This window comes from Pseudomonas sp. XS1P51 (assembly GCF_054897845.1).
Window position 1 is genome coordinate 3,887,952 of the sequence record NZ_CM142707.1, and the last position, 23,067, is coordinate 3,911,018.

At 59.4% G+C, this 23,067-nt stretch carries 27 protein-coding genes; 15 read left to right on the forward strand and 12 right to left on the reverse strand.

Annotated elements, in window-relative coordinates:
- Window positions 1-71 precede the first annotated feature (71 nt).
- The 3 genes from ACYZUD_RS18020 to ACYZUD_RS18030 are packed head-to-tail and all read right to left on the reverse strand — an operon-like array spanning window position 72 to window position 1,188.
- Window positions 72-695: an SOS response-associated peptidase gene (locus ACYZUD_RS18020; protein WP_462019508.1), complete on the reverse strand. Its 624-nt coding sequence runs from the start codon at window positions 693-695 to the stop codon at window positions 72-74.
- 35 nt (window positions 696-730) lie between these two features.
- Complete coding sequence (locus ACYZUD_RS18025) at window positions 731-991, reverse strand: putative signal transducing protein (protein WP_462019509.1); 261 nt, start codon at window positions 989-991, stop codon at window positions 731-733.
- 14 nt (window positions 992-1,005) lie between these two features.
- A complete protein-coding gene (locus ACYZUD_RS18030) occupies window positions 1,006-1,188 on the reverse strand; it encodes a CPXCG motif-containing cysteine-rich protein (protein WP_462019510.1) in 183 nt (60 codons plus the stop codon).
- A 142-nt stretch (window positions 1,189-1,330) separates the two neighbouring features.
- Here ACYZUD_RS18030 and ACYZUD_RS18035 point away from each other — a divergent pair, with 142 nt between their 5' ends.
- Both ACYZUD_RS18035 and ACYZUD_RS18040 read left to right on the forward strand, forming a co-directional pair.
- Window positions 1,331-2,494: a 1-acyl-sn-glycerol-3-phosphate acyltransferase gene (locus ACYZUD_RS18035; protein ID WP_462019511.1), complete on the forward strand. Its 1,164-nt coding sequence runs from the start codon at window positions 1,331-1,333 to the stop codon at window positions 2,492-2,494.
- A 318-nt stretch (window positions 2,495-2,812) separates the two neighbouring features.
- The gene (locus ACYZUD_RS18040; protein ID WP_462019512.1) at window positions 2,813-3,784 is read left to right on the forward strand and encodes an IS110 family RNA-guided transposase; all 972 of its coding nucleotides are present in this window, start codon (window positions 2,813-2,815) and stop codon (window positions 3,782-3,784) included.
- 81 nt (window positions 3,785-3,865) lie between these two features.
- Here the strand turns inward: ACYZUD_RS18040 and ACYZUD_RS18045 are convergent, their stop codons facing one another.
- The gene (locus tag ACYZUD_RS18045; protein WP_462019513.1) at window positions 3,866-4,144 is read right to left on the reverse strand and encodes a hypothetical protein; all 279 of its coding nucleotides are present in this window, start codon (window positions 4,142-4,144) and stop codon (window positions 3,866-3,868) included.
- Window positions 4,145-4,339: 195 nt separating this feature from the next.
- Between ACYZUD_RS18045 and ACYZUD_RS18050 the strand changes: the two genes are divergently transcribed.
- A complete protein-coding gene (locus tag ACYZUD_RS18050; protein ID WP_462019514.1) occupies window positions 4,340-4,546 on the forward strand; it encodes a hypothetical protein in 207 nt (68 codons plus the stop codon).
- A gap of 277 nt (window positions 4,547-4,823) precedes the next feature.
- Here the strand turns inward: ACYZUD_RS18050 and ACYZUD_RS18055 are convergent, their stop codons facing one another.
- Window positions 4,824-5,408: a YajG family lipoprotein gene (locus tag ACYZUD_RS18055; protein ID WP_462019515.1), complete on the reverse strand. Its 585-nt coding sequence runs from the start codon at window positions 5,406-5,408 to the stop codon at window positions 4,824-4,826.
- A gap of 251 nt (window positions 5,409-5,659) precedes the next feature.
- On the opposite strand from ACYZUD_RS18055, the gene ACYZUD_RS18060 reads away from it, so the two are divergent.
- Entirely contained in the window at window positions 5,660-5,893 is a 234-nt protein-coding gene (locus tag ACYZUD_RS18060; protein WP_462019516.1) for a hypothetical protein, read from the forward strand.
- A gap of 739 nt (window positions 5,894-6,632) precedes the next feature.
- The gene (gene mqo / locus ACYZUD_RS18065) at window positions 6,633-8,141 is read left to right on the forward strand and encodes a malate dehydrogenase (quinone) (protein WP_462019517.1); all 1,509 of its coding nucleotides are present in this window, start codon (window positions 6,633-6,635) and stop codon (window positions 8,139-8,141) included.
- A gap of 166 nt (window positions 8,142-8,307) precedes the next feature.
- Here the strand turns inward: mqo and ACYZUD_RS18070 are convergent, their stop codons facing one another.
- A complete protein-coding gene (locus ACYZUD_RS18070; RefSeq protein ID WP_462019518.1) occupies window positions 8,308-8,595 on the reverse strand; it encodes a PA4642 family protein in 288 nt (95 codons plus the stop codon).
- A 63-nt stretch (window positions 8,596-8,658) separates the two neighbouring features.
- Window positions 8,659-9,144, reverse strand: coding sequence for a hypothetical protein (locus ACYZUD_RS18075; protein WP_462019519.1), 486 nt, complete (start codon window positions 9,142-9,144; stop codon window positions 8,659-8,661).
- A 151-nt stretch (window positions 9,145-9,295) separates the two neighbouring features.
- Here ACYZUD_RS18075 and dauA point away from each other — a divergent pair, with 151 nt between their 5' ends.
- The gene (gene dauA / locus ACYZUD_RS18080) at window positions 9,296-11,017 is read left to right on the forward strand and encodes a C4-dicarboxylic acid transporter DauA (RefSeq protein ID WP_462019521.1); all 1,722 of its coding nucleotides are present in this window, start codon (window positions 9,296-9,298) and stop codon (window positions 11,015-11,017) included.
- Window positions 11,018-11,024: 7 nt separating this feature from the next.
- On the opposite strand, the gene ACYZUD_RS18085 is transcribed toward dauA, so the two are convergent.
- On the reverse strand, window positions 11,025-11,498 hold the full coding sequence (locus ACYZUD_RS18085) for a WbuC family cupin fold metalloprotein (protein WP_462019522.1): 474 nt from the start codon (window positions 11,496-11,498) through the stop codon (window positions 11,025-11,027).
- 4 nt (window positions 11,499-11,502) lie between these two features.
- Window positions 11,503-12,060 carry a hypoxanthine-guanine phosphoribosyltransferase gene (locus ACYZUD_RS18090; RefSeq protein ID WP_017340733.1) on the reverse strand — a complete coding sequence of 186 codons (558 nt, stop codon included), beginning with the start codon at window positions 12,058-12,060 and terminating at the stop codon, window positions 11,503-11,505.
- Window positions 12,061-12,237: 177 nt separating this feature from the next.
- Here ACYZUD_RS18090 and upp point away from each other — a divergent pair, with 177 nt between their 5' ends.
- A complete protein-coding gene (gene upp, locus ACYZUD_RS18095) occupies window positions 12,238-12,876 on the forward strand; it encodes a uracil phosphoribosyltransferase (RefSeq protein ID WP_462019523.1) in 639 nt (212 codons plus the stop codon).
- A gap of 2 nt (window positions 12,877-12,878) precedes the next feature.
- Window positions 12,879-14,153 carry a uracil-xanthine permease family protein gene (locus ACYZUD_RS18100; protein WP_462019524.1) on the forward strand — a complete coding sequence of 425 codons (1,275 nt, stop codon included), beginning with the start codon at window positions 12,879-12,881 and terminating at the stop codon, window positions 14,151-14,153.
- Between the two features lie 112 nt (window positions 14,154-14,265).
- Here the strand turns inward: ACYZUD_RS18100 and hemH are convergent, their stop codons facing one another.
- Both hemH and ACYZUD_RS18110 read right to left on the reverse strand, forming a co-directional pair.
- On the reverse strand, window positions 14,266-15,291 hold the full coding sequence (hemH, locus tag ACYZUD_RS18105) for a ferrochelatase (protein WP_462019525.1): 1,026 nt from the start codon (window positions 15,289-15,291) through the stop codon (window positions 14,266-14,268).
- Window positions 15,292-15,304: 13 nt separating this feature from the next.
- Complete coding sequence (locus ACYZUD_RS18110; RefSeq protein WP_462019526.1) at window positions 15,305-16,207, reverse strand: TIGR01777 family oxidoreductase; 903 nt, start codon at window positions 16,205-16,207, stop codon at window positions 15,305-15,307.
- 196 nt (window positions 16,208-16,403) lie between these two features.
- Here ACYZUD_RS18110 and ACYZUD_RS18115 point away from each other — a divergent pair, with 196 nt between their 5' ends.
- From ACYZUD_RS18115 to ACYZUD_RS18145, 7 genes are all read left to right on the forward strand, one after another.
- Window positions 16,404-17,390: an NAD(P)/FAD-dependent oxidoreductase gene (locus tag ACYZUD_RS18115; RefSeq protein WP_462019527.1), complete on the forward strand. Its 987-nt coding sequence runs from the start codon at window positions 16,404-16,406 to the stop codon at window positions 17,388-17,390.
- Entirely contained in the window at window positions 17,387-17,647 is a 261-nt protein-coding gene (locus ACYZUD_RS18120; protein WP_462019528.1) for a TIGR02450 family Trp-rich protein, read from the forward strand. The genes ACYZUD_RS18115 and ACYZUD_RS18120 overlap by 4 nt, the downstream gene beginning before the upstream one ends.
- 176 nt (window positions 17,648-17,823) lie before the next feature.
- Window positions 17,824-18,783: a 2-thiouracil desulfurase family protein gene (locus ACYZUD_RS18125; protein WP_462019529.1), complete on the forward strand. Its 960-nt coding sequence runs from the start codon at window positions 17,824-17,826 to the stop codon at window positions 18,781-18,783.
- Window positions 18,783-19,724 carry a MerR family transcriptional regulator gene (locus ACYZUD_RS18130; RefSeq protein ID WP_462019530.1) on the forward strand — a complete coding sequence of 314 codons (942 nt, stop codon included), beginning with the start codon at window positions 18,783-18,785 and terminating at the stop codon, window positions 19,722-19,724. Before ACYZUD_RS18125 ends, ACYZUD_RS18130 begins: the two co-directional genes overlap by 1 nt.
- Window positions 19,725-19,740: 16 nt before the next feature.
- Entirely contained in the window at window positions 19,741-21,186 is a 1,446-nt protein-coding gene (gene phrB, locus ACYZUD_RS18135) for a deoxyribodipyrimidine photo-lyase (RefSeq protein WP_462019531.1), read from the forward strand.
- 26 nt (window positions 21,187-21,212) lie between these two features.
- The gene (locus tag ACYZUD_RS18140) at window positions 21,213-21,995 is read left to right on the forward strand and encodes an SDR family NAD(P)-dependent oxidoreductase (protein ID WP_462019532.1); all 783 of its coding nucleotides are present in this window, start codon (window positions 21,213-21,215) and stop codon (window positions 21,993-21,995) included.
- An 85-nt stretch (window positions 21,996-22,080) separates the two neighbouring features.
- Entirely contained in the window at window positions 22,081-22,386 is a 306-nt protein-coding gene (locus ACYZUD_RS18145; protein ID WP_462019533.1) for a YkgJ family cysteine cluster protein, read from the forward strand.
- 125 nt (window positions 22,387-22,511) lie between these two features.
- Here the strand turns inward: ACYZUD_RS18145 and ACYZUD_RS18150 are convergent, their stop codons facing one another.
- Window positions 22,512-23,030 (reverse strand): acyloxyacyl hydrolase, encoded by a 519-nt coding sequence (locus ACYZUD_RS18150; protein ID WP_462019534.1) that lies wholly within the window; start codon window positions 23,028-23,030, stop codon window positions 22,512-22,514.
- Window positions 23,031-23,067: the final 37 nt, after the last annotated feature.

Below are 23,067 nucleotides of genomic sequence, written 5' to 3' on the forward strand. Positions count from 1 at the left end.
GATCGCTGGAAGGTCCTGCGGACCTTATCGCGAGCAGGCTCGCGATGGCATCAGCACGGACGCTACACCCCTCAACCCGGAGTAAGACACTCCGGCCCATTGAGCTTCGGATCATTCACCATGTTCGCCAGCACCCGTTCGCGCAAGGCCGCAGGTTCACTGGCCAGCAACGCCTGCAACCCATGCAGTGGCGTCTCGGGATTGAGCCAGGCGTCCTGCCCCGCCGCATCGAGAATCAACGGCCGACGCTGACTCGCAGCCGGCTGGGTGATCACTGCCGTACTCAGCCACACCTGCTCCTGCACCGGATACGCCTCCCAGATCGCCGCAAAAAACAGCGCCGAGCCCTCCCCCGGCGTCAGCCAATACGGCCGCTTGCGGGTCGTGCCGCGCCATTCGTAAAAACCATTGGCCGGCAGCAGGCAACGGCGCTCGCGCAAGGCCTGGCGAAACATCGGCTGTTCGGCAACGGTTTCGGCGCGGGCATGGGCGGGGGTGCGGGACAGGTCGGTCAGCCACGGCGGTGTCAGCCCCCAACGAGCACGGGCCAACTCACGCTGGCCGTCAGCGCCTGCACGCAGCATCAACACCGAATCGTTGGGAGAAATATTCCACTGGGCCTGCTGATCGGCGGGGAAGCCAGGCAGGGCCGCGAAGGCGGGGTTCCAGCGAAACAGGGCATAACGTCCACACATGGGGCAGCACGACTCTTGATAAAACGAACGTCAGCCTAACAGACCAGCGTGCCGGGAAAACTCTCCGGTTCATCACCGGGCATCGGCAGTGCGGCATTGTACGCGGTGATCAGTTCCCGGGCGTATTCGGCCTGATCGTTATCGACCGCCAACCCCAGCAGGCCGAAAATCGGCAATTCGCCGGTCCCCCTGAGCAAATCGCGGCCCACCAAATGCGCCTCGACACCTTCACTGGCCAACATGCTTTGCAGCAACTCGCCTTCCATCAGGTTTTCCGGCTCGTAGATTCGCTGCATTGAGGGTGCCCCTTTCATTCATTTTCGCTGTAAACGTCGAGGTGCCATTCCTCACCCTCGACCTGCAAGACAAAGGTGATCGGGCGACAACACACCGGACAATCCTCAATATAGGTCTGATCTCCGCCGGACAAGTCCAGAACGGCCTCGGCCTCTTCACCACAATACGGACATTCGTAGCGCTCGGTTTCCAGCATCGCGGTCTCCCGGGTGACTTGTGCGTATAATCGCCGGTCTATTTGCAGGGCTATTTTTGTCTGGCTACCTTTTCAGACCGTGTCCCGTTGGTTTTCGATCAAAACCTTTACTTACCCTAGCCGTTTCTAACAAGAGAGCATGATGGGCGAATTCGATGCCATCCGACCTTACGACGACAGCGAAGTCCCAGCGGTGCTGGCACGGCTGCTCAGCGACAAGGCGCTTCTAGATATCCTCATCCACTTCCGCTTCCCGCGTTATGCCGGTGCCTTCGGCTGGATGCTCAAACCTCTTATAGCTCATCGGCTGCGCCGTGAGTTCGCCAGCGTCAACTCGGTGGCCACATTGCAAGACAAGGTCGAGGTGTACGTCGACCACACCATCGAGCGCGCCACCGACGGTGTCACCTACACCGGCGTCGAGCAGTTCAAGTCCGGCAGTGCCTACCTGTTTATCGCCAACCACCGCGACATCGTGATGGACCCGGCCTTCGTCAACTATGCCGTGTACCACGCCGGCCTGCCGACACCGCGCATCGCCATTGGCGACAACCTGTTGCAAAAGCCCTTCGTCAGCGACCTGATGCGCCTGAACAAGAGCTTCATCGTGCACCGCTCGATCACCGGTCGCCGCGAGAAAATGGCGGCGTATCAGCTGTTGTCGGCTTACATCAACCACTCGATCCGCAACGATTGCGCGTCGATCTGGATCGCTCAGGCCGAAGGCCGGGCCAAGGATGGTGACGACCGTACCGAGTCGGCGATCCTGAAAATGTTCCACATGAGCCGCAAGGACGAGCCGTTCGGCGAAGTCATCCGCTCGCTGAACGTCACCCCGGTGTCGATCAGCTACGAATACGATCCGTGCGACCAAGCCAAGGCACGCGAGCTGTTCATCCGCGCCACCACTGGCAGCTACACCAAAGTGCCGGGCGAGGACGATGTCAGCATCGCCAAGGGCATCACCGGCTATAAGGGCCGGGTCCACGTGAACTTCGCATCGCCAATCACCGAGCTGTTCGACGACACCAAGCAATTGGCGATCGAGATGGACCGGCAAATCCTCGGCGGCTACCGCCTGTTCCCGGTGCACTACCTGGCCTACGCACAGTGGGAAGACGCCGACCCGCAATTGCAGGTGCCGAAAGCCGCCGACGTGTTTGCGGCCGACGAGCTGGCCAAGGCTCAGGAACAATGGCAGCAACGTCTGGATGCTTGCCCGGAGGAACATCGTCCGTTCCTGGTGCTGCAATACGCGACACCGGTGCGCAATCAGTACCGCGTCAAGGCCGGGTTGCCGCTGTAAGGCAATGGCTGGAGACGATAACGGCACCTTCGGGTGCCGTTATTTTTGCAAGATCAAAAGATCGCAGCCTTCGGCAGCTCCTTGTATCTCGACTATCGCTCCGTCAGGAGCGATAGTTCTCGACTGATCATCGAGGGAGGGATCTGGAAGACGCGCAGCTCCTTAGGCGTTATGCCTGCAATGTAGATGGTGCTCCAACCCTCCACACTCACTCGTATAGTTCGAACGGTATCTTGGGCCCGTCTTCGGCGAGAGCCCGCATTTGCAAGGTTGGACAGAGTGCAGTGATGATCGCAATTGATCTGATTGGAGGTATTCATGTCCAGTTTCGTTGGCGTCGATGTCGCAAAAAATACTTTTGATATCGCCACTCATCTGCCTAATGGCAAACACAAAACCAAGGCCAAACTCGCTAACGATGCCAAGGGCTTCAAGGAACTTGAGGCTTGGTTGCACAAGCAGGCCGAGCCTTCGGCCCTGATCGTGATGGAAGCCACCAGCGTCTACCACCTGGCGCTCGCCGAGTTTGTTTACAACAAGGGTTATCGGGTCTGTGTGGTCAACCCGGCTACGACCCATGCCTATGCCAACAGCGAACTGCGTCGAGTCAAAACCGATAAAAGCGACGCCAAGCTGATCGCTGACTTCGCCAGAGAAAAACATGAAAAACTGTCGCTCTGGGCCCCGGAACCGCTGAAGTTTCGCCAACTGAAGGCGATGGTTCGCCGCCTCGATGATCTTCAGGAAATGCAGCAAATGGAGCGTAATCGTCTGGACGTGTCCGACGAAAGCGTCAAAGACTCGATCCAGTCGGTACTGCGCCACGTCGAAAAAGAGATCGCTGAGACGCACAAGGTAATCAAGCAACACATCGATGACGACCCCGACATGCGTCAGATGCGCGACTTGATCGTGACCATCGATGGCATCGGCGAAAAAACACTTGAGAGACTACTGGCCGAACTGGGCGACCTGCGCAAATACGACGATCCGCGCAAACTGGTGGCTGCTGCGGGACTCAACCCGAAGCTGCATGACTCGGGCATGCTCAAGGGCCGCACCCCGATCTCGAAAATCGGCTCGGTACGACTGCGCGCCAGCCTCTACATGCCAGGAATCGTGGCGCTGAAACACAACGAAGCAATCATCGCCCTCAAAGACCGCCTGAAGGCCAACGGCAAGGCTCCCAAGCAAATCATCTGTGCCGCGATGCGCAAGCTGCTGCACTTCGTCTATGGCGTGCTCAAGTCGGGTCAACCCTTCGACCCGAAACTTGCGCTTGCTCGGTGAGAGTCAAGACGGTATCTACAGGGTGAACTCGAATCCCATGTAGGAGCTGCCGAAGGCTGCGATCTTGTGATCTCTATAAGCTCAGAACCGTGTGCTGATCCACGACACCAGCAGTGCCAGCCCAAGGCAGGCGAAACCGAAGCGATAGAAAAACCGGTTCATGCGCAAGGTCGCCCAATCCAGAACGGGCTCCTCGCTGGGACGACTCTGGCGCTGGGCTGCAAGACTGGCCTGCGCGCGCTGTTCGCGACGACGCGTGGCGTGCAGCAACCAGCCGCCCGGGAAAGCGAACAGCAAGGCGAGCAGGTTGATCAATTTGGCGGGATGGGCGGTAAACAGCGTCATCAAATGCAGCGACATCACGGACCTCAGACAAAACAGGTGTGGCAGACGCCGGACCGACGACCGCGGCGCGGATTCTACCGAAAGCCTTCCCTCTTGCCCGCCGCTTTACGACAAATAACTCACCATTTGGCAGATTCCTGCCCTGAGTCACGGCTTCGTCATCTGAATACGTCAGTCTCTCGCCCCACGAAAACCGACACGGAAACCGTCATGCTTCACGCCGAAAACCAGGATCGTCTCTACCTCATCGCCCAAAGCGACGAACAACAAGCATTAGTCGGCAGCCTTGCCTTCAACGTTCAGGATCGTCATTGGCTGGTTTACTGCGCGTTGGGTGGCCATCAACATGCGGATTTGCCGGAAACGGATTTGCTGACCGGGGTGAGTGTGCTGGATTTTTATTCGGAAGCGGCTTGAGCCTTTGCGTCGACGTGCCGGATTCTACGCCGCACAGCTGATCCTCTGTGGGAGCGAGCCTGCTCGCGATAGCGTTGCATCAGTTGACAACAATGTTGAATGACCCATCGTCATCGTGAGCAGGCTCACTCCCACAATTGAACGGTGTATGGCCGACTGGGCGCTATCGCGGGCAAGCCCGGCTCCCACAGCGACCGAGTAGTGCTCACAAGAAATGTGGGCATAAAAAAGCCCGGGGCCATTGCTGGCACCGGGCTTTTTTGAATCCGGCGAACCGTTATTCGCCGAGAATCTGACCAATCGTTGGATCCTTGAACAGACGCGTCAACGCGTCGCTCAACACATCACTGACCAGCTTGGTGTTGGTTTCCTGATTCGGCGCCATACCAAAACGCTGATCCAGGGACGCGCCATAACGACCGCTGTACCGGCGGTTGGCATTCTGCACATCGGAGCGGAAGGTCGCGCCAATTGTTGCCTCGGTCACGTACATGCCTTCTTTAGGCGACTGGTATTTCAGCTCGGCCAGGGTCACGGTCAGTTGCGGAGCATTCAGCGCATTGGACGTCGGGGTGAAGCCCAGCAACCGCACGGCGGCTTCGGCCTGAGCCTGCAACTTCGGTAGAATCTGCGCGCCCTGCACCGTGATCGCACTGGTCTCCGGATACAGACCGCCACGGGTGCCCAGGGTTGGCGACGGACGACCGTCCACCACACGCACCACCACCGGTTGACCATGGCCAATCGGAGCCAGCTGAGCCGTCAGCTTGGGTTCCGGATTCAGTTGTTGCGGGCTGTGGGCGCAGCCGACCAGGGTCAAGCTGGTCACAGTGATCAAACCGAACAACAGGCGTTGCAACATGCGCTTCTCTCCAGAATCAGGCACTAAGGCCCGCAGTATAGCGGTGGGCCACTGCGGCGAACCAGTGCCCGGTCTCACCAAAAAGAAACAGTATTTGTGAGACCGGACGCTCAGGCCTGCAATGATTACTGAAATGTCTGACAAACCCTTGGGAAACCGGTTCCTGTCACAGATATGTCACCGCCCATACACTTGCACGTCACGGCTCGCTGACAATCTTCACAGCAGTCACCCCTTCAAGGTACTTCCCCATGCGCTATCTCATTTCTTTGTTCGCGCCACGCCCGCGTCACCGCAGCTTCGCCCTGCTCGACCGCAATGGCCATTGCCAGGCATTCAAGCAGTGCAGCCTCCAGCCGATGGGCGATGGCTGGGTCGAAATCGAAGAAATTCGTCTCAACTGGCTGCACCATCCCCTGCCCGCCAGCGCCCGTGTCAGCCAGCGCCAGCCACGCGCACGCGCCCAACAACTGTTGACCACCTGACCAGACGCCTAATAAAAGTCATTAAACACGTCCATTTCCCTGCGTTTCTTAGATACAATCTCCCCCCGATTATAAGGACGTCTCCTGATCGGGCCTCGCAGCATCGTCAATGCCTCGGTATTGGCACCCCGCACCGCCCACAGAGAGCCGCCCACACAGATCGAGTGAAGCTGGCGCGCTTGCTGTTCCTTGAGCAAAACCCCCACTTTTCGCGAATCTGCAGAGCTGTCATTACGCTCGGTCACTGAGCTGTTTGCCCGTTTTGCCTGTCATGTACCCCATGACGGCAATCCATCCGGGCACGGTGCCAGGCTGGGGCAGCCCTTTTTTGAGGTTCACGTCTTCAAAAGAGCGTGAAAAAAACGGGTTTTCACAACTTCACAAGAGTGTGGCGAGCAAATGAATAGTTTTGCGTCTGAACATGCACCATTAGCGTCTGAAACAGCCCAACGACACAGGACCGGGTACGCCTCGAATACCGGATCCTGAAGCCTGTCCTCTACGGATTTGGTTGCACAAACGGGTGTATCGACCATAAGTCGAATTGCCAGCCGCGCGTCGAAGTGAGTTCATGTGACTCTTTTAGACTCGGCCGGTAGCGTCCGTCGAAGTTGCGAAAAATTGCGAAGATTCGGACATGGCGATCCTGCCATGAGTACCAGGGGCATCACTGACTCGCCCCGGAACGCCTGGCAGCCATGCCGACAATTTGGTGCTGCAGATTTTGGAGACGCGTTAAATGGCGCATAACGAAGCAGTCGACGTAGTACTGGTTGGGGCCGGCATCATGAGTGCCACCCTCGCTGTACTGCTCAAAGAGCTCGACCCCGCGATCAAGCTGGAAGTCGTCGAGCTGATGGATTCCGGTGCCGCGGAGAGTTCGAACCCGTGGAACAACGCCGGTACCGGTCACGCCGGGCTGTGTGAGCTCAATTACACGCCGCAGGCCGCCGATGGCACCGTCGACATCAAGAAAGCCGTGCACATCAACACCCAGTTCGAGGTGTCGAAGCAGTTCTGGTCCTATCTGACCAAAAAAGGCACCTTCGGCTCGTCCAAGACCTTCATCAGCCCGGTGCCGCACCTGAGCTTCGTGCAGGGCAATGATGGCGTTTCCTTCCTCAAGGAACGCTTCAAGGTGCTGAGCAAGCACCACGCCTTCGCGGACATGGAATACACCGAAGACAAGGCCAAAATGGCCGAGTGGATGCCGCTGATGATGCCGGGCCGTCCGGCCGATGAAGTCATCGCCGCCACCCGCGTGATGAACGGCACCGACGTCAACTTCGGCGCCCTGACCAATCAATTGCTCGCACACCTGACCAGCGCACCCGATGCCCAGGTCAAGTACTGCAAGCGCGTGACCGGCCTGAAGCGTAACAACGGTGGCTGGACCGTCAGCATCAAGGACGTCAACAGCGGCAACACCCGTGAAGTCGATGCAAAATTCGTCTTCCTCGGCGCTGGCGGCGCGGCACTGCCGCTGTTGCAGGCGTCGGGCATCGAAGAAAGCAAAGGCTTCGGCGGCTTCCCGATCAGCGGCCAGTGGCTGCGTTGCGACAACCCGGAAGTGGTCAAACACCACCAGGCCAAGGTTTACAGCCAGGCTGCCGTGGGTTCGCCACCGATGTCCGTGCCGCACCTGGATACCCGCGTGGTCGATGGCAAGAAGTCCCTGCTGTTCGGGCCGTACGCTGGCTTCACCACCAAGTTCCTCAAGCACGGCTCCTTCATGGACCTGCCGATGTCGGTTCGCGCCGGCAACATCGGCCCGATGCTGGCCGTGGCGAAAAACAACATGGACCTGACCAAGTACCTGGTCAGCGAAGTGATGCAATCGATGGAACAACGCCTGGAGTCCCTGCGTCGCTTCTACCCTGAAGCGAAAGCCGAAGACTGGCGCCTGGAAGTGGCCGGCCAACGGGTGCAGATCATCAAGAAAGACCCGAAAAAGGGTGGCGTCCTGCAGTTCGGTACCGAACTGGTCGCGGCCAAGGACGGTTCTCTTGCTGCACTGCTCGGCGCTTCGCCAGGCGCTTCGGTGACGGTTTCGATCATGCTTGAGCTGATCGAAAAATGCTTCCCGAACAAAGCTTCCGGCGAGTGGGCTGCCAAACTCGCGGAAATCTTCCCGGCTCGGGAAAAAGTCCTGGAAACCGATGCGGCGCTGTATCGCAAGATCAATGCGCATAACAACGTCGCACTGGAACTGGTTGAAGCCAGTAACGAGACCGAAAGCTACGCTTGATTCGGTCACATGAAAAACGCCCCGTTCTCATTGAGAGCGGGGCGTTTTTTTGTGCCGCTTAAAAGATCGCAGCCTCGTTTCACTCGACAGCTCCTACAGGCGTAAGCGTTTCCATTTGTAGGAGCTGTCGAGTGAAACGAGGCTGCGATCTTTTGATCTTGAGAGCTTAGCCGCGAACCTTGTCGATCAGCTCGATGTACTCGGCCGCATTGCGCTGATCCTTGATCAGGGCGACGAAGTCATTGCCGTGCTCATCCTTGCCGTCCAGGTCAAAACCGGCTTCGACGAAGAACGTCAGGAAACGCTCGAAATCATCGATGCGCAGGCCGCGGTAGGCCTTGATCAGTTTGTGCAGCGACGGTGAAGTGGCGTCGACCGGCTCGAAATCGAGGAACAGTTTGATCTGCGCATCGCCGATCTCGTCACCAATCACTTGCTTCTTATCTTTACGCATTGCCGACTCCAGCTCGCAGACATTTCACGGGGCGGGCAGTTTACCCCTCACTTGGCGCCGGGCTCAACGCGGACGAACACTGCCTGTGTGCAGATCAGCCCAGACATGGCCGTTGGCGTAGCTGAGGAATTGGCAATACACCGTGTCGTTGCGCAACAAGTCGATCACCACCCGGTACTGAGCCATCGGGTAAAAGAGCGTCAGGGTTTTGCTCTTGTCGTCATAGATCGGCTTTTTAAGGCTTTTGCTTTCGCCATCGAAGTTGATCAACACCTGGTTGATGGTCGCGCCCTTGTTCAAGGATTTTCCCTTGAGGCGGATCAACAAGGGTGAAGTGACCGGGATCGGCTGCTGGTTGGACTGGCGTTGACTGCCAACCACCACCGAGTACTCGGTGACCTGCAGCAGCTGTTGCTGCTCGGGTTCGGCGTCACGCAGGGTCAGGTCATCCGGGGGCAGGAACTGCGCGTGCATCGGCGCCGGGGCGGCCGCCAGGGGCAGGCTGAGAGTCAGCAACAGGGCGGCGCAGCTGCGGATCAAAAGGCTCATGAAGGGCTCCCAAGGCGAAGCCGAGCACTCTAGCATGAGGATCAACCGCGCGAATTAGCGATATGGGTCAATACTTCGCAGGGTGAAACTGGCCATACTGAAAGAGCTTTCAGCCGTCGTTCAACGGTGCACCGTCTACCGTGGAGTGCTCATGTCGTTCTCCGTTCCCCCGTTGTTCGCCGCCTGGCGTCAGACCTGGCGCGCTGGCTATACCCTCAGACGCTTACGCGGCGACATCAGTGCCGGGGTAACGGTAGGGATTATCGCCATCCCGCTGGCCATGGCCCTGGCGATTGCCGTGGGTGTACCGCCTCAGCATGGGTTGTATACGGTACTGATCGCCGCGCCCCTGATCGCCCTGACAGGAGGTTCGCGTTTCAATGTCAGCGGACCGACCGCTGCCTTCGTGGTCATTCTGTTACCCATCACCCAACAATATGGCCTGGGCGGCCTGCTGCTCTGCACCATGCTCGCTGGAGTCATCCTCATTGCCCTGGGGCTGATTCGAGCCGGGCGGTTGATCCAGTACATTCCGTATCCGGTCACCCTGGGCTTTACCGCCGGGATCGGCATTGTCATTGCCACCCTGCAATTGAAGGATTTGCTGGGCCTGAACACCGCCGGCCAGGCCGAACACTACATCGAACAGTTGGGAGTACTGATTCTGGCCTTGCCCAGCGCCAAGCTGGGGGACGGGATCATCGGCATCACATGCCTGGCGGTTCTGATTGTCTGGCCACGGTGGGTACCGAGGATTCCGGGGCATCTGGTGGCGCTGACCGTCGGCGCGCTGCTGGGGTTGGCCCTGGAGAACGGCGGGCTGCCGGTGGCGACATTGGGTGAGCGTTTCAGCTATATGGTCGACGGCGTCAGCCATCCCGGGATTCCGCCGTTTCTGCCGAGCTTCGATTGGCCGTGGAATCTGCCGGGGCCCGACGGCCAGCCTCTGCACCTGTCTTACGACTTGATCCGTCAGTTACTGGCGCCGGCGTTCGCCATTGCCATGCTCGGCGCCATCGAATCCTTGCTGTGTGCGGTGGTGGCGGATGGCATGACCGGCAGCAAACACGACCCGAATGCAGAACTGCTGGGCCAGGGCCTGGGCAACCTGATCGCACCGCTGTTCGGTGGCATTACCGCCACGGCGGCGATCGCCCGAAGTGCCACCAACGTGCGCAGCGGGGCCTTTTCGCCATTGGCCGCCATTATTCACAGCGCGGTGGTGTTGATGGCGATACTCGTCCTCGCACCGCTTTTCAGCTACCTGCCGATGGCGGCACTGGCCGCGTTGCTGGTGATGGTCGCGTGGAATATGAGCGAGGCGCGACACGTACTGCACACGTTGCGCATCGCGCCCCGCAGCGATGTGCTGGTCTTGCTGACCTGCCTGAGCCTGACGGTGTTGTTCGACATGGTGATGGCTGTCGCCGTCGGCCTGCTGCTGGCCGCCGGGTTGTTTATCAAGCGCATGAGCGATCTCACGGACACCGCCGAACTGCCCCGCGGCTTCCATCAAGCCTTGCAGGACATGCCGGAGCATGTTCGTTGCTATGCCATCCGCGGGCCGCTGTTCTTCGGCGCCGCCGAAAAAGCCCTGGGGGTGCTACGCAAATTCAGCCCGGAGGTCAAAGTGGTGATTGTCGAGATGAGCGCCGTACCGATGCTGGACATGACGGCGCTGGCCGCCTTCGACAATATCCTGAGGGATTACCGCACCGACGGCATCGGCCTGATTCTGGTGGCGACCGCCCCACGGGTGCGCCTGAAGCTCAGGCGCGCGGGCATCCATCGGGAACAGCGCCAATTGGCCTACGTGAACAGCCTGGAACAGGCTCGTCGCAAAAGCGAACGCTGGCTGGCCGGGGAGAATTGAGCGCGGCTCAGGCGAACTGCGCGTGCATCCACGCCTGATACTCGGCCACACCGGCCTCGCCTTCGCGCGGCGCCCAGTGAGCAAGCTCACCTTCGCCGACCGGGCGATAGGGACCGGCCTTGCACTCGAACATCAGGCTGTCGGCTTCCAGCACCACAAGTCCATGGAAGATACCGGTGGGCAGGTCCACGCCGACACAGTCGCCACCAGCCTGCAGGATCTGTTTTTTCACCACCACGCCGGATTCGTCGAAGATCAGCACACCCAACCGTCCTTTGAGGACCAACAAGGTTTCAGCCTTGTTGTCCCCCAGATGCCGGTGAGGCGGGATATAGGTGTCGGGCTGCAAACCCACCGCCATGCGATGACAAGCGTCTTCCATCTGGTGGAAGTTGTGATGCTGGCGACCGCGTGGATTGGCCGCCGCTTTCTCGGCCAACTCAGTGAACAAGGTTTGATCGAGAAAGCGCGGCGCGGTCATTTTCTTACATTCCTTTAACGGCAAAAATCCCGTTGGCGTTACGCCAGTAGCCTTTGTAGTCCATGCCGTAACCGAAGATGTAGCGGTCGATGCACGGCAGGCCGACGAAATCGGCTTTGAGGTCCGGGCGAGCCTTGCGGTCGTGGTCCTTGTCGATCAGCACGGCGGTGTGCACTTTGCGCGCGCCGGCGTGTTTGCAGAAGTCGATGATCGCGCCCAGGGTGTGACCTTCGTCGAGAATGTCGTCGATGATCAGCACGTCACGGTCGATGAACGACACTTCCGGCTTGGCTTTCCAGAACAGGTCGCCGCCGCTGGTTTCGTTGCGATAACGGGTGGCGTGCAGGTAGGACGCTTCCAGCGGGAATTGCAAATGGGTGAGCAGCTTGCCGGCGAAAATCAGGCCGCCGTTCATCACACAGAACACCACCGGGTTGGTTTCTGCCAATTGTTCGTTGATGTGTGCACCGACGCGGGCGATGGCCGCCTCGACTTCAGCTTCGGTGTACAGGCAGTCAGCCTCTCGCATGATTTGACGGATATGCTCGAGATCAGCGGACATGGCGCTCTCCAGGGGGAGGTTGAGGGGAGGGACTGGTTCGGAAAAGCGGGCAAAGGTACGCATCCCGCACGGCCAGATCAAGCGTTTGTGGACTAACGTACTGTATGTCTATAGGACAACACCCTCGGATAGATTAATCTAGGCCGGTTTTTTTGCCCGCCGCCGGAGCCTTTCCCCATGCCCATCCGTGAGATCCGCCATCCGCTGATCCGTCATAAACTTGGCCTTATGCGCCGCGCCGACATCAGCACCAAGAATTTCCGTGAGCTCGCCCAGGAAGTCGGTGCCCTGCTGACCTATGAAGCCACCAAAGACCTGCCGCTGGAAACCTACGATATCGAAGGTTGGGCCGGCACCGTGTCGGTCGAGAAAATCGCCGGCAAGAAAATTACCGTGGTGCCGATCCTGCGCGCCGGTATCGGCATGCTCGAAGGCGTGCTGAGCCTGATCCCGGGCGCCAAGGTCAGCGCCGTGGGCGTGGCCCGCAACGAACAAACCTTGCAGGCTCACACCTACCTGGAAAAACTCGTTCCGGAAATCAACGAACGCCTGGCGATGATCATCGACCCGATGCTCGCCACCGGCAGCTCCATGGTCGCCACCATCGACCTGCTGAAAAAAGCCGGTTGCCGCGACATCCGCGCGATGGTGCTGGTGGCCGCGCCGGAAGGCATCGCCGCTGTCGAGAAGGCTCACCCGGACGTGACCATCTACACCGCGTCCATTGACGAAAAACTCAACGAACACGGTTACATCATCCCAGGCCTGGGCGATGCCGGTGACAAGATCTTCGGCACCAAGCAGAAGGACGCGTGACCATGCAGCAAGAGTTCAACGATCCGCTCTGGCGCACGGTGCTGTCTGGCGCGCAGATGCTGTTCGTGGCGTTCGGCGCGTTGGTGTTGATGCCGCTGATTACCGGCCTCGACCCCAACGTGGCGCTGTTCACCGCAGGCCTGGGGACGATTCTGTTCCAGATCGTCACCGGGCGTCAGGTGCCGGTGTTCCTGGCGTCGAGCTTTGCCTTCATCACCCCGATCATTCTCGCCAAGGGCCAGTTCGGCCTCGCGGCGACCATGGGCGGTGTGATGGCGGCCGGTTTCGTCTACACCTTCCTCGGCCTGGCCGTGAAGATCAAAGGCACCGGGTTCATCGACCGTCTGCTGCCACCGGTGGTGATTGGCCCGGTGATCATCTCCATCGGCCTGGCCATGGCGCCAATCGCTGCCAACATGGCGATGGGCAAGGCCGGCGATGGCACCGAGCTGATTCATTACCAGACGGCGATGCTGATCTCGATGCCGGCGTTGCTGACCACCCTGATCGTCGCAGTATTCGGCAAAGGCATTTTCCGCCTGGTGCCAATTATCTCCGGCGTGCTGGTGGGTTTTGCGATGGCGTTCTATTTCGGTGTCGTTGATACCGCGAAAATTGCCGCCGCACCGTGGTTCGCAATCCCGCACTTCACCGCACCGGAATTCAACTGGCAGGCGATTCTGTTCATCGTTCCGGTAGCCCTGGCCCCGGCCATCGAACACATCGGCGGTGTGATTGCGGTTGGTAGCGTGACCGGTCGCGATTACCTGAAGAAACCTGGCCTGCACCGCACCCTGCTCGGCGATGGCATTGCCACCACCGCCGCTGGCTTGTTCGGCGGCCCGCCCAACACCACGTACGCCGAAGTGACGGGCGCGGTGATGCTGACCAAGAACTACAACCCGAAAATCATGACCTGGGCGGCGATCTTCGCCATCAGCCTGGCGTTCATCGGCAAGTTCGGCGCGCTGCTGCAAAGCATACCCGTGCCGGTGATGGGCGGGATTCTGTGCCTCTTGTTCGGCTCGATCGCGGCAGTGGGCATGAACACGCTGATTCGCCACAAGATCGATCTGGGCGAAGCGCGCAATCTGGTGATTGTGTCGGTGACCTTGGTGTTCGGGATTGGCGGTGTGCTGGTCGGCACCGGTACGGGTCCGGATGACTGGGGCCTCAAGGGCATCGCGCTGTGCGCGGTGACGGCGATTGCGCTGAACCTGTTGCTGCCGGGCAATGACAGCTGGAAGCACAAGAAGGCGGATGAGCCGTTGTTGTAATGGACTGAGTTCTTTGCTGTCAGTGCAACAGCTATCGCGAGCAGGCTCGCTCCCACAGGGGATGTGTGAACCACACAGATCTAATGTGGGAGCGGGCTTGCCCGCGATGCTTTTAAGGTGCCAACGGCGCCCTTTCGCATAAGGTATTCAACGCCCGCGCCCACTGCGGGTCATCGTTGAGGCACGGCACCAGCACTAACTCTTCCCCTCCCGCCTCGCGGAACTGCTCCAACCCGCGATCACCGATTTCTTCCAGCGTCTCGATGCAATCGGCGACAAATGCCGGGCACATCACCAGCACCTTCTTCACGCCGCGTTTAGCCAACTCATCGAGTCGTGCCTCGGTATAGGGTTCGATCCATTTCGCCCGCCCCAGACGCGACTGAAATGACACCGACCACTTGCCGTCCGGCAGGCCCAGCCGCTTGGCAAACTCGGAAGCGGTGCGCAGGCATTGGGAGCGGTAGCAGGTCGCCAATACTTCCGGCGAAGCGTTCTGACAACAGTTATCGTTTTGAAAGCAATGATGACCAGTAGGGTCGATTTTGGTCAGGTGCCGCTCCGGCAAGCCGTGAAAGCTCAACAGCAGGTGATCATGATCCTGCTCCAGATAAGGCCTGGCGCTGGTCACCAACGCATCGAGGTATTCCGGCTGATCGTAGAAGGGTTCAAGAATCGAGAACTGCACGTCGAGTTTCTTCTCCCGCACCACCCGTCTGGCTTCCTCGATCACCGTGGTCACGGTGCTGTCGGCGAACTGCGGATACAGCGGCGCGATCGTCACCCGCTTGTGCCCCTGAGCAGCCAGACGCACCAGCGTCGATTCAATGGATGGCTCGCCGTAGCGCATCGCCAACTCCACCGGCCCATGGGTCCACTGCTCGGTCATGGCCTGCTGCAAGCGACGACTGAGCACCACCAGCGGCGAGCCCTCCTCCCACCAGATCGAGGCGTAGGCGTGGGCCGACTGCTCCGGACGCTTGATCAGGATCAGCGATACCAGCAAGCGTCGCACCGGCCATGGCAGGTCGATCACATACGGGTCCATCAGAAATTGATTGAGGTAGCTGCGCACATCCGCCACCGAAGTGGAGGCAGGTGAACCCAGATTGACCAGAAGCAACGCGTGATCGGTCATGCAACGTCCTATTTCAAAGGCGGCTGGACAGATCGTCCAGGGCCGCGCGCAAATCAGTGAACTGGAAGGTGAATCCCGCTTTCAGCAAGCGAGCCGGTATGGTCTTCTGGCCGCCCAGCAACAGTAATGACAACTCGCCCAGACACACCTTTAACGCCAAGGCCGGCATGGGCATGAACGCCGGGCGATGAAGCACGCCGGCCAACGTCCTGGCAAACTCGCGATTGCGCACCGGTTTGGGCGCGCAGGCATTATAAGGACCGCTGGCGTCATTCTGATGCAGAAGAAAATCAATCAGGGCGATTTGATCGTTGATATGGATCCACGGCATCCACTGCCGACCATTGCCCAAAGGCCCGCCCAGCCCCAGTTTGAACGGCAGCAACAGCCGCGACAAAAAGCCGCCCTCGGCGGACAGCACCAGCCCCGTGCGAATCAGGATTACGCGAATGCCCAACGCCTCGGCACGCTGCGCGGTTTCCTCCCAGGCAATGCACAACTGACTGGCGAAATCATCGATGACCGGCGGAGATTCTTCAGTCAACTCCCGCTCGCCACCGTCGCCATACCAGCCAATGGCGGAGCCCGAGATCAGGACCTGGGGTTTGTGTTCACGGTTTTCGAGCCAGGCCAGCAGCGTCTCGGTCAGGGTGATGCGACTGCTCCATAACAGCGCTTTGCGTCTGGACGTCCAGGGCCGGTCGGCAATCGGTGCGCCCGCGAGGTTGATAATCGCATCCACCGGTTCCTGTCCAATGTCCTCAAGCCGGGCAATCGCGCGCACTTGAGCGCCACAGACTTTCGCAACTTTTGCAGGCTTGCGACTCCAGACCGTCAGACGATGTCCCTGACTCAACCAGTGTCGGCAAAGCTGACGTCCTATCAAACCAGTACCGCCGGTCAGCAATATGTGCATGACTTCTTCCTCGCGTGGCGTTTTACCCTGTTCACTAGTCTATTTTTATAAGCAGGGATCTTTGGTATCGGGCAGGCTCTGTGTTTAACAATAGGCCAAGCTGTCAGAACGAGAACGCTAAAAGTTATACCAAAAAACAATATTGTACAGGTTTCAACCACGGCGTAGTCTGTACAGAAAGGTAAACGAGGCCCCTATGACTGTACCTATCGCAATCATCGGCACCGGCATCGCCGGGCTCTCAGCCGCCCAGGCCCTGACAGAGGTCGGGCATGTCGTTCAACTTTTCGATAAAAGCCGCGGCAGTGGCGGACGCATGTCGAGCAAGCGCAGCGATGCGGGTGCCCTGGACATGGGCGCGCAATATTTCACCGCCCGCGATCGCCGCTTTGTGACTGAAGTCACGCGCTGGCAAGCCAACGGCTGGGTCGCAGAATGGACGCCACAGCTCTATACCTTCCATGGCGGCCAGCTCAACCTGTCGCCGGACGAACAGACGCGGTGGGTCGGTACGCCGCGCATGAGCGCCATCACCCGCGGCCTGCTCGGCGACCTGGAAGTGCATTTCGCCTGCCGGATTACCGAGGTCTATCGCGGTGAAGAGCATTGGCATCTGCAGGATGCCGAAGGCTTCACTCACGGCCCGTTCAGTCATGTCGTGATCGCCACGCCGGCGCCTCAGGCGACAGCCTTGCTGGCCTCGGCACCGAAACTCGCCGGTGCCGCCGCCGGGGTGAAAATGGAGCCGACCTGGGCGGTCGCGCTGGCGTTCGAGACACCGCTGGACACCCCCATGGAAGGCTGCTTCGTGCAGGACAGCCCGCTCGACTGGCTGGCTCGCAACCGCAGCAAACCCGGGCGGGACAACACGCTGGACACTTGGGTACTGCACGCAACGAGCGCCTGGAGCCGGCAGCATATCGACCTGTCCAAAGAAGCGGTGATCGAACAATTGCACGGTGCTTTCGCCGAACTGCTGCACAGCGCCATGCCGGCCCCGACCTTCAGCCTCGCCCACCGCTGGCTCTACGCCCGCCCCGCCGGCAGCCATGAATGGGGCGCGCTGGCCGACGCCGACCTGGGCCTGTATGTATGTGGCGACTGGTGCCTGTCCGGCCGTGTCGAAGGTGCCTGGCTCAGCGGCCAGGAAGCCGCTCGCCGCCTGCACGCGCACTTGCAGTGAACCGTATTAATCCGCACAAATTGCTGCTGTCGAAATGGACAGCAGCCCATCCGCAAAACCGCGAAAAGCATTTTCTGATCACCGAACTGTTCCGCGACGAGGAAGGCACGGTGCTGGATGTCGAGTTGCAGGCGGTGCTGACGAAGCGCAGTGAACGCCTGACTTGGCAGACCTTGAAGAACAGCGACGCCTGGCGATTGGGCTGGAAGCAGATCCCTTGTAGGAGCGAGCTCGCTCGCGAAGGTCGCCAACAATAACGCTGTAAGTCTGGCGCACCACGGCGCTCTCATGTTTTTCGCGAGCAAGCTCGCTCCTACAGAGAGCCCATCAGAAAACCTGTACAAATAATTTGACTTGTACACCTTTGAATCTATGATGAAGTTATGTTGTACAGAACCAAAACACTGTACAGGTTTAGATTCGAGGTAGTCCGATGCCCCACGCCACCCTGAAACCGAAAATCGCTATCAGCGCCTGCCTGATGGGTGTCGAGGTGCGCTTCAACGGCGGGCACAAGGAGTCACGGCTGTGCAGCCGCACCCTCACTGACTACTTCGATTTTGTCCCGGTGTGTCCGGAAGTCGCCATCGGCCTGGGCATTCCTCGTCAACCCATCCGCTTGGTGGGCAACCCTGAACACCCCGAAGCCATCGGCACGATAAACCCCGCGATCAATGTCACCCGGCCACTCGCCGAGTACGGTCAGAAAATGGCAGCAGAGCTGGGCGATATTTGCGGCTACATCTTCATGCAAAAATCCCCGTCGTGTGGGCTGGACCGGGTCAAGGTCTACCACGCCAACGGAGCACCGGTGGACGGCGGCGGTCGCGGCATCTACGCCCGCGCCTTCTGCGCCCTGCATCCGGATTTGCCGGTGGAAGAGGACGGTCGACTCAACGACCCGGTGCTGCGGGAAAACTTCCTCACTCGCGTATTTGCCTACAGTGCCTGGCAGCAGTTACTGCAAGAAGGCCTGACTCGTCACAACCTCACGGATTTTCACTCACGCTACAAATACCTGCTGATGGCTCACAACCCGGAGCAATACAAAACCCTGGGCAACCTGTTGGGCAACATGGGCCGGACCGACCCCGACGAACTCGGCCCGCGCTATTTCAGCGAGCTGATGGCGGCCTTGAAAAAATGCGCCACCCGCCGTACCCACAGCAATGTCCTGCAACACATCAGTGGATACCTCAAACAGGCGATCAGCGCTGAAGATAAGCAGGAAGTGCAGCACGTCATTGGCCAGTACCGGCACGGCATCGTGCCGTTGGTGGTACCGCTGACGCTGCTAAAGCATTACTTTCGCCAACACCCGGATCCGTACATTGCGCAGCAGGTTTACCTGCAACCGCACCCGGAAAATCTCAGCCTGCGAAACGCGATCTGATGAAAACCCCACTCGACACCAGCGCCAGTGAAGACCTCGGCGCCGACTTCAAGAAAGCGCTGGACGAAGGCTGGCTGCCCATTCGTGAAGTCGCGCGGCAGACCGGGGTCAACGCCGTTACCCTGCGTGCCTGGGAACGGCGCTACGGCCTGATCGTGCCGCAACGCACACCCAAGGGCCATCGGCTGTTTTGCGCCGAACACGTACAACGCATCCTGATGATTCTCACCTGGCTCAATCGCGGCGTGGCCGTCAGCCAGGTCAAGCAACTGCTCGACACCCCGCAAGCGTTTACCGAATCGGTCGAAAACGATTGGCAAGTGCTGCGCCATACGCTGCTGCATGCGGTCACTCAACTGTCCGAGCGCACCCTCGATGACACCGTCAATCAGGCCATGGCGCTGTATCCGCCGCGAACCTTGTGCGCACAACTGCTGATGCCATTGCTGGCAGAACTGGAACAGCGCTGGCAGGGCCAGTTCGGCGCGCAGATGGAGCGGGTGTTTTTCTTTTCCTGGTTGCGCAGCAAGTTCGGCGCACGCATCTACCATAACAACCGTCAGTTGCGCACCGCGCCGCTGCTGTTGATCAATCACTCGGACCTGCCGCTGGAACCTCACCTGTGGCTCACCGCGTGGCTGATCAGCAGCGCCGATTGCCCGGTGGAAGTATTCGACTGGCCACTGCCCGCCGGTGAACTCGCACTGGCGGTCGAACACTTGAAAGCTCGCGGCGTACTGCTGTATTCCAGCAAAGCCATGAACATTTCGCAGCTGACGAAACTTTTGAATGGCGTCAGTTGCCCAAAAATGATTGTCGGACCAACGGTATGTATCCACCACGCCGAGTTGTCCGCAAAAACTTGCGAAATTGCTGAGTTGTTCCTGGCCGAAGATCCGTTGTCGGCTCATCAGGACCTGGTTCAGCGCGGGCTTATTTAATGGCACGGACACCACTATGCAATTGATCTGGCTGCGCAGCGACTTGCGCCTGCATGACAACACTGCCCTCTCGGCCGCCGCCGCCCGCGGCCCGAGCGTGGCGGTGTATGTGCTGAGTCCGGAACAATGGCTTGAACACGACGATGCGCCGTGCAAGGTGGATTTCTGGCTGCGTAACCTGAGTCAATTGAGCCGCGCGCTGGGTGACCTGAACATCCCCCTGCTGATCCGCAAGGCACCACGCTGGGATGACGCGCCGACCGTGCTGCTCGATCTTTGCCAGCAATTGAATATCGACACGGTGCACGTCAACGAGGAATACGGCATTCATGAAACCCGTCGCGATGCAGCGGTCGCCGCAGCACTGAAGGCCCAGGGCATAGCGTTTCACGGCTACCTCGACCAGTTGCTGTTCAAGCCTGGCACGGTGCTGACCAGGACAGGCACTTACTTCCAGGTTTTTAGTCAGTTCCGTAAGGTTTGCTACGACCGCCTGCGCAGTTCACTCCCGCCGCTGGTCACGGCACCCGCCGTCCAGGCTCCACTGGCGATCAACAGCGACAGGGTTCCCTCCCGTATCGACGGGTTCGAAACACCCGGCGAAACCTTGCGCGCCCTCTGGCCGGCCGGTGAAATCGAAGCCCGACGCCGCCTCGACACCTTCGCCGATGCACAGATCGACTACTACAAAAACGAACGCGACTTCCCGGCCAAACCCGGCACCAGTCAGCTCTCGGCCTATATCGCCGCCGGGGTGATTTCCCCGCGCCAATGCCTGCACGCCGCGCTGCAAAGCAATCAGGGCGAGTTCGAAAGCGGCAAGGCCGGCGCCATCACCTGGGTCAACGAACTGCTGTGGCGCGAGTTCTACAAACACATTTTGGTGGGCTACCCACGAGTCTCTCGTCACCGCGCCTTCCGCCCGGAAACCGAAGCCCTGGCTTGGCGCGACGCTCCAGAAGAACTCGCGGCGTGGCAGCAGGCCCGCACCGGTTTGCCGATCATCGACGCCGCCATGCGCCAACTGCTCGAAACCGGCTGGATGCACAACCGCTTGCGTATGGTGGTGGCAATGTTCCTGACCAAAAACCTGCTGATCGACTGGCGCGAAGGCGAACGCTTTTTCATGCGGCACCTGATCGATGGCGACCTGGCGGCCAACAATGGCGGCTGGCAGTGGAGCTCGTCCACCGGCACCGATTCGGCGCCCTACTTCCGGATTTTCAACCCGCTGAGCCAGTCGGAAAAATTCGATGCCGAAGGCGTGTTCATCAAGCATTGGCTGCCGGAGCTGGCCGGGCTGAACAAAAAGGAAGTGCACAACCCGGCGAACCTCGGCGGGTTGTTCGGCGTTACAGATTATCCATCACCCATCGTCAATCTCAGTACTTCTCGCGAACGTGCCCTTGCCGCGTTCAAGAACCTGCCATCGCGGCAGAAAGAGGGAAGTGCCTATGAATGATTTCCCGAGCTGAAAAGGAGAATGGGATGAGTCTTACAGCTCCACGGCGGTATTGGCTGACCGGCGCCAGCAATGGCATTGGCGCGGCGCTGGCCGAAGAAATACTGAAAACCGGTGCGCACCTGGCCGTCAGTTCACGTTCGGTGGCCCTTTTGAAAGTCTTGTCCCAGCGTTATCCCGGGCAAGTGCTGGTCGTGGCCGGAGACCTGACCAACAGCCAGACCGTACGTGAAATCGGCGAGCAAATAGCTGAAGACTGGGGCTCGCTGGATACGGTGATCCTCAATGCCGGGACTTGCGAATATGTCGACGCTCACCAGTTCGACTCGTCGCTGGTCGAGCACGTTGTGCGCACTAATCTGCTCGCCAGCAGCTATTGCATCGAAGCCGCCCTGCCACTGCTGCGGGCCGGAATCGCACCACACCTGGTGGGCGTCGCCAGTTCGATCACTTACCTGCCGCTGCCACGGGCCGAAGCCTACGGCGCCGTGAAGCCCGGGCTGCGTTACCTGTTCGAATCCTTGCGCATCGATATCGCTCCCGAAGGTATCGAAATCACCGTGGTCAGCCCAGGATTCGTCGAGACGCCGCGGCCAGCGCAAAACGACTTTCCGACACCCCTCGGCTGGGCGGCGGATAAAGCCGCGCGGCATATCTTCGACAAACTCAAGAACCGCCCACTGGAAATCGCGTTTCCGGGGATGTTCATGGCCGCCCTCTGGCCGCTGTCGAAACTGCCCGACCGGGCGAAACTCGCTATCGGCAAACGCATGGTGCGCAGCAATCCGCCGATCATGGATCAGCCTTGAAAATCACAATCTGTGTGAATACCTGCAACTGAGCGTCCGTCAGGCCTTTCACACAGCATCGGCCCTCTGCCTTACACTGCGCGCCATGAAAACCATTCCCCACACACAACTCGCCGAGCCTGCGATCACGTGCTCGACCTGCGCAGCCTGCTGCTGCCAGCTCGAAGTCATGCTGATCACCGACACTGGCGTGCCCGAACGTTTTATCGATACCGATGATTGGGGCGGGGAAGTCATGCTGCGCCTGGATGACGGCTGGTGCGCCGCGCTGGATCGCAACACGATGATGTGCACCATCTACGAAAAACGCCCGCTGATCTGTCGGGAGTTCGAGACGGGGGCACCGGAGTGCATCGATGAACGCCAGGGGATTACCACGGCGTATCGCTGAAAGTCAGACCACCGAAGAACTAATGTGGGAGCGAGCCTGCTCGCGATGACGGACTAACACTCAACATCAGCGTTGACCGTTAGAGCGCTATCGCGAGCAGGCTCGCTCCCACATTTGACCGAGCCTTACAGCGGCATCGTGTAGTGAAGCGCGTAACTCTCTACACCGTTGTTCGGACTACTGATCCCGGCATTGGAATAGTGCGTCGCGCGGATCCCGACTTCATGTCCGCCCGCAAAGCGCAGACCAAAGCCGAAGCTGTCTTCAAACTGGAAAGCGCTGCCAAGTTGGTTGTTTTCAACTTCGGTATTGGCGAAAAGCGCTACGCCAACACCCAACTCCACATAAGGTTTGACGGTCTGGCCGGCAAACTCGTAAACCAACACCGGCGAGAACGACAGGCTGTGGTTACTGGAGGCCTCGTCGCCTTCCCAATAGGTGTAGGCGCCGCTCCAGTAACCGGTCAAACGACCGACGTCACTTTGCAGCCAGCTCTTGTCCCAATCGAATTGCATGCCCAGTCGATAGGTCATGGTCGACTCGCTGGTCTGGCCGACCGCGAACTCCACGCCTGCCGCCTGAGCGGTAAAACTGTGCCCCATCAGTGCGGTCGCAATCGCGGCCAAGCAGAATAGTCGCTTCATTAGAAACATCCTTTTCCGAACGATTTTCGTAAGGTTT

Bases quoted from the DNA above. Each gene is read 5' to 3' on its own strand.
- ACYZUD_RS18030 (WP_462019510.1), bottom strand. From the start codon at position 1,188: ATGCTGGAAACCGAGCGCTACGAATGTCCGTATTGTGGTGAAGAGGCC.
- ACYZUD_RS18140 (WP_462019532.1), top strand. From the start codon at position 21,213: ATGAGTCTTACAGCTCCACGGCGGTATTGGCTGACCGGCGCCAGCAAT.
- ACYZUD_RS18055 (WP_462019515.1), bottom strand. From the start codon at position 5,408: ATGTTGCAACGCCTGTTGTTCGGTTTGATCACTGTGACCAGCTTGACC.
- ACYZUD_RS18020 (WP_462019508.1), bottom strand. From the start codon at position 695: ATGTGTGGACGTTATGCCCTGTTTCGCTGGAACCCCGCCTTCGCGGCC.
- ACYZUD_RS18100 (WP_462019524.1), top strand. From the start codon at position 12,879: ATGCAGCAAGAGTTCAACGATCCGCTCTGGCGCACGGTGCTGTCTGGC.
- ACYZUD_RS18110 (WP_462019526.1), bottom strand. From the start codon at position 16,207: ATGCACATATTGCTGACCGGCGGTACTGGTTTGATAGGACGTCAGCTT.
- ACYZUD_RS18090 (WP_017340733.1), bottom strand. From the start codon at position 12,060: ATGTCCGCTGATCTCGAGCATATCCGTCAAATCATGCGAGAGGCTGAC.
- upp (WP_462019523.1), top strand. From the start codon at position 12,238: ATGCCCATCCGTGAGATCCGCCATCCGCTGATCCGTCATAAACTTGGC.
- ACYZUD_RS18125 (WP_462019529.1), top strand. From the start codon at position 17,824: ATGCCCCACGCCACCCTGAAACCGAAAATCGCTATCAGCGCCTGCCTG.
- ACYZUD_RS18060 (WP_462019516.1), top strand. From the start codon at position 5,660: ATGCGCTATCTCATTTCTTTGTTCGCGCCACGCCCGCGTCACCGCAGC.
- ACYZUD_RS18045 (WP_462019513.1), bottom strand. From the start codon at position 4,144: ATGTCGCTGCATTTGATGACGCTGTTTACCGCCCATCCCGCCAAATTG.
- mqo (WP_462019517.1), top strand. From the start codon at position 6,633: ATGGCGCATAACGAAGCAGTCGACGTAGTACTGGTTGGGGCCGGCATC.
- ACYZUD_RS18040 (WP_462019512.1), top strand. From the start codon at position 2,813: ATGTCCAGTTTCGTTGGCGTCGATGTCGCAAAAAATACTTTTGATATC.
- ACYZUD_RS18150 (WP_462019534.1), bottom strand. From the start codon at position 23,030: ATGAAGCGACTATTCTGCTTGGCCGCGATTGCGACCGCACTGATGGGG.
- ACYZUD_RS18035 (WP_462019511.1), top strand. From the start codon at position 1,331: ATGGGCGAATTCGATGCCATCCGACCTTACGACGACAGCGAAGTCCCA.
- ACYZUD_RS18075 (WP_462019519.1), bottom strand. From the start codon at position 9,144: ATGAGCCTTTTGATCCGCAGCTGCGCCGCCCTGTTGCTGACTCTCAGC.
- phrB (WP_462019531.1), top strand. From the start codon at position 19,741: ATGCAATTGATCTGGCTGCGCAGCGACTTGCGCCTGCATGACAACACT.
- ACYZUD_RS18050 (WP_462019514.1), top strand. From the start codon at position 4,340: ATGCTTCACGCCGAAAACCAGGATCGTCTCTACCTCATCGCCCAAAGC.
- ACYZUD_RS18070 (WP_462019518.1), bottom strand. From the start codon at position 8,595: ATGCGTAAAGATAAGAAGCAAGTGATTGGTGACGAGATCGGCGATGCG.
- ACYZUD_RS18115 (WP_462019527.1), top strand. From the start codon at position 16,404: ATGACTGTACCTATCGCAATCATCGGCACCGGCATCGCCGGGCTCTCA.
- ACYZUD_RS18025 (WP_462019509.1), bottom strand. From the start codon at position 991: ATGCAGCGAATCTACGAGCCGGAAAACCTGATGGAAGGCGAGTTGCTG.
- dauA (WP_462019521.1), top strand. From the start codon at position 9,296: ATGTCGTTCTCCGTTCCCCCGTTGTTCGCCGCCTGGCGTCAGACCTGG.
- hemH (WP_462019525.1), bottom strand. From the start codon at position 15,291: ATGACCGATCACGCGTTGCTTCTGGTCAATCTGGGTTCACCTGCCTCC.
- ACYZUD_RS18085 (WP_462019522.1), bottom strand. From the start codon at position 11,498: ATGACCGCGCCGCGCTTTCTCGATCAAACCTTGTTCACTGAGTTGGCC.
- ACYZUD_RS18130 (WP_462019530.1), top strand. From the start codon at position 18,783: ATGAAAACCCCACTCGACACCAGCGCCAGTGAAGACCTCGGCGCCGAC.
- ACYZUD_RS18145 (WP_462019533.1), top strand. From the start codon at position 22,081: ATGAAAACCATTCCCCACACACAACTCGCCGAGCCTGCGATCACGTGC.